General features: G+C 70.8%; 4 protein-coding genes. All 4 read left to right on the top strand.

Features of this window, described 5'->3' with window-relative positions:
* Window positions 1–796 precede the first annotated feature (796 nt).
* Window positions 797–1,171 carry a nucleotide pyrophosphohydrolase gene (locus AC13HU_RS34125; RefSeq protein WP_483045870.1) on the top strand — a complete coding sequence of 125 codons (375 nt, stop codon included), beginning with the start codon at window positions 797–799 and terminating at the stop codon, window positions 1,169–1,171.
* Window positions 1,172–1,304: 133 nt separating this feature from the next.
* Entirely contained in the window at window positions 1,305–1,763 is a 459-nt protein-coding gene (locus AC13HU_RS34120) for a DUF6099 family protein (RefSeq protein WP_483045869.1), read from the top strand.
* Between the two features lie 35 nt (window positions 1,764–1,798).
* The gene (locus AC13HU_RS34115) at window positions 1,799–2,719 is read left to right on the top strand and encodes an LLM class F420-dependent oxidoreductase (protein ID WP_483045868.1); all 921 of its coding nucleotides are present in this window, start codon (window positions 1,799–1,801) and stop codon (window positions 2,717–2,719) included.
* A gap of 133 nt (window positions 2,720–2,852) precedes the next feature.
* The coding region (gene mmuM / locus AC13HU_RS34110; RefSeq protein ID WP_483045867.1) for a homocysteine S-methyltransferase at window positions 2,853–3,624 on the top strand (772 nt) is incomplete at its 3' end.

Here is a 3,624-nt window from a genome sequence, read left to right as displayed (position 1 = left end):
GGGCTTCGGTGCAGGGAGAGGGTGCGCGCGACGGCGGATCGGCGAGGGCCGTGTCGGCGGAGGGGCATGCGGCGGCGCGGAACGGGGCGGAGGAATCAACGGCAGCGATGCCCCCCGAGGAACCGGTCGGGGTCGAGCCGGGCTCCACCGTACGGATTGGCCGCGCGACGGCTGCTGCGGAGCCCGAGCCGAGCGGGAACGCGTGGGTCGAGTCGTTCGAGGAAGAGCGAGGACCGGCTCAACCTGGTCCGAACGGTGCGGCGTTGCCGGGCACGCCCGTCGCGGCGCCGGCGATCGGAGCGTCCCCTTACGGTGAATCGCCGTTCGATCAGGCGGGATACGACGACTTCGGCTACGCCGGCTCCGAGCCTGACGATTCCGAGCACGACGATTCCTCGTACGATGACTCCGAATATGAAGCCCCCGACTACCGCGGGTTCGACCGGGCCGACTACGTCTACACCGAGTCCGTCGACGACGTGCCCGGTCATGCGGAACCGGCCTGGCTCGATTCCGCGTTCGCGGAGCCGACACCGCCCGAGCCAGCACCGGCGGGACCACCGGTTGAGGTGGGCCCGCCCGTACAAGCGGGCCCGCTCCCGTCGGCCGCCGTACCCGTACCCGTACCCGCGTCGGCGTCCGCACCCACGCCCGTACCTGCACCGCAAACACACCCCGTGCCGCCCGCGCGCGGTGAAGCCGGCGTCGCCGCCTCCCCGCGCACCCCCTGTACGTGCGCGTGCGGCGAACGGCTCCCCGCTGCGGTCGACGGCGAAGATGAGGTAGACCAGTCCGCGTGACCGACCGACACGATCTCGCCGAACTACAGCAGCGCCTTGTGGACTTCGCGGCCGTGCGCCGTTGGGAGCCCTTCCATACGCCGAAGAACCTCGCCGCCGCGCTGAGCGTAGAAGCCTCGGAACTGCTGGAGATCTTCCAGTGGTTGACCCCCGAGCAGTCAGCGGCGGTGATGGACCGGGACGCTACCGCGGACCGGGTGCGGGACGAGGTGGCGGACGTACTGGCGTATCTGCTGCAGTTCTGTGCGGTGCTCGACATCGACGTGCGGGCCGCGCTCGCTGCGAAGATCGACCGCAACGAACTGCGGTTTCCCGCGCCGGGACCGGCCGAGCACGGGGGTTCCGGGCGCGACGGTCACTCGAACGAGTGACCGAGTTATCCACAATCCGGGAGTTATCCACAGCTTTGGATCTGCCCCCTTTTTGAGCGCTTGCGCCGTGTCACTCTGGGTGACATGAGGACGGCGGCACGGAGTCGTCGCGCTGACACGGAGGGCAGAAAAGATGGATGCGGCACGGCTTGTGGCAGAGGCGGAGCGGGCGATGAGCCGCGATCCGCAGCCGGAGGACGTCATCGCCGAGGCATGGCAGGCGTATGAGCTGACGGACGCGATCGGGCGGTTGCTGGCGGAGGCATGGGGGTGCGAGGCGGAAGGCGGCCGACCCGGCGAGCGTGGGGCGGCGCGCGATCCGGGCCGTACGGTGCCGCGGGCCGGGCCCACTCCGGTGGTCTCGGTCACGCGGGTCGGCCCGCCCCGGGCCGCCCGGTTGAGCACGGTCCGTGAGCCGGACGGCACACTGCGGGCGCTGCGGGCCCTCCTCGGCGAGATCGGGCTCGCCCTGGTCGCGCTCGTCTCCGCCGCCTGCGACGAGGAGACCTACTGGGAGTGCGTGGACGCTCTGGACGCGGTGGACGAGGCCAAGGACCGAGCGCAAGTGCTGGCGCGCGCCGATTCGGGGTGACACGGTCGGCCCCGCACCTGATGCAGGATGGAGGAATGGATCTACGTATCTTCACCGAGCCCCAGCAAGGGGCGAGCTACGACACGCTGCTGGCCGTCGCCAAGGCCACCGAGAACCTGGGCTTTGATGCCTTTTTCCGCTCCGACCACTACCTGACGATGGGCGGGGACGGGCTGCCCGGACCCACGGACGCGTGGATCACACTGGCCGGCCTCGCGCGGGAGACCAGCCGGATCAAACTCGGCACGCTGATGACCGCGGGCACCTTCCGGCTGCCTGGCGTCCTGGCCATCCAGGTGGCGCAGGTCGACCAGATGTCGGGCGGCCGCGTCGAGTTCGGGCTCGGTGCGGGGTGGTTCGAGGCGGAGCACACCGCTTACGGCATCCCCTTCCCGAAGGAGAAGTTCGGCCGCCTGGAGGAGCAGTTGGCCGTCATCACCGGGCTGTGGGGGACGCCTGCGGGGCAGACCTTCGACTTCGACGGCAAGTTCTACCAGCTCAAGGACTCGCCGGCACTGGCCAAGCCCGCCCAGTCGTCGCTTCCGGTGATCATCGGCGGTATGGGTGCCAAGCGCACCCCGGAGCTGGCGGCGCGTTACGCGGCGGAGTTCAATGTGCCGTTCGCGTCGATCGAGGACAGCAGAAAGCAGTTCGAGCGGGTGCGGGAAGCGGTGCGGTCGGCCGGTCGGGCGGCGGACGACATCGTTCTGTCCAACGCGCTGGTCGTCGCGGTCGGCAAGGACGACGCCGAGGTGAGTCGGCGGGCAGCGGCGATCGGCCGGGAGGTGGACGACCTGAAGTCCAACGGGCTGGCCGGATCGCCTGCCGAGGTCGTCGACAAGATCGGGCGGTACGCCGAGTTGGGCGCCACGCGGTTCTACCTCCAGGTCCTCGATCTGAAGGACTTGGACCACCTGGAGCTGATCTCCGCGCAGGTCCAGTCGCAGGTCGGGTGACGGTGCGGTGACGCCGCCCGTGCCTGCGGCGGAGCCCGGCCCCGATCGTGGGCCGGGCGGACCGCCCACCGGAGGAGAGCCCATCGGATACGCAACGGGACAAGGAGGTGAGGCGATCGGAGGAAGGCCGGTCGTGCCGGACGAAGGGGTGCTGGTATTGGACGGCGGGTTGTCCAACCAGCTCGCGGATCAGGGCTGCGACTTGGCGGACCCGTTGTGGACGGCGCGGCTGCTGGCGGACGAGCCCGAGCAGATCCTCGCGGCCCACACCGCATACCTGGAAGCGGGCGCCCAGGTGCTCACCACGGCCAGCTATCAGGCGACGTACGAAGGGTTCGCGCAGCGCGGGGTCGGCCGCGTGGAGGCGGAGCGACTGATGCGGCGCAGCGTCGAGTTGGCCCGGCGGGCGGCAGCGGGTCGGCCCGGGGTGCGGGTGGCGGCATCGGTCGGGCCCTACGGGGCGATGCTGGCGGACGGGAGCGAGTACCGAGGGCGGTACGGGCTGGGAGTGCGGGAGTTGGAGAGGTTCCATCGACCGCGGATCGAGGCGCTGGCGGCGGCAGAGCCAGATGTCCTCGCGTTGGAGACGGTGCCGGATGTCGACGAAGGGGAGGCGATGCTGAGGGCGGCCGAGGACACCGGGGTGCCGGTGTGGCTGTCGTACACGATCGAGGGCGGCCTGACACGGGCCGGGCAGCGGTTGGAGGATGCCTTCGCACTGGTGGCGGGCCGGGACGAGGTGGTCGCGGTGGGCGTCAACTGCTGTGCTCCGGGCGAGGTGGCCGATGCGGTGCGGTTGGCCGCGGAGATCTCGGGCAAGCCGGTGGTGGCCTATCCCAACAGCGGCGAGCGGTGGGATGCGGAGGGGCGGCGCTGGGTCGGCGGTTCGGTGTTCGGCCCGGGGC

This window comes from Streptomyces sp. NH27, assembly GCF_056859195.1.
The sequence above is the reverse complement of the archived record's forward strand: the minus strand, read 5'-3'. Positions and strand labels throughout refer to the sequence as shown.

Excerpts from the sequence above, each read along its gene's own strand:
- AC13HU_RS34120 (WP_483045869.1), top strand. The coding sequence starts at position 1,305 with ATGGATGCGGCACGGCTTGTGGCAGAGGCGGAGCGGGCGATGAGCCGC.
- AC13HU_RS34115 (WP_483045868.1), top strand. The coding sequence starts at position 1,799 with ATGGATCTACGTATCTTCACCGAGCCCCAGCAAGGGGCGAGCTACGAC.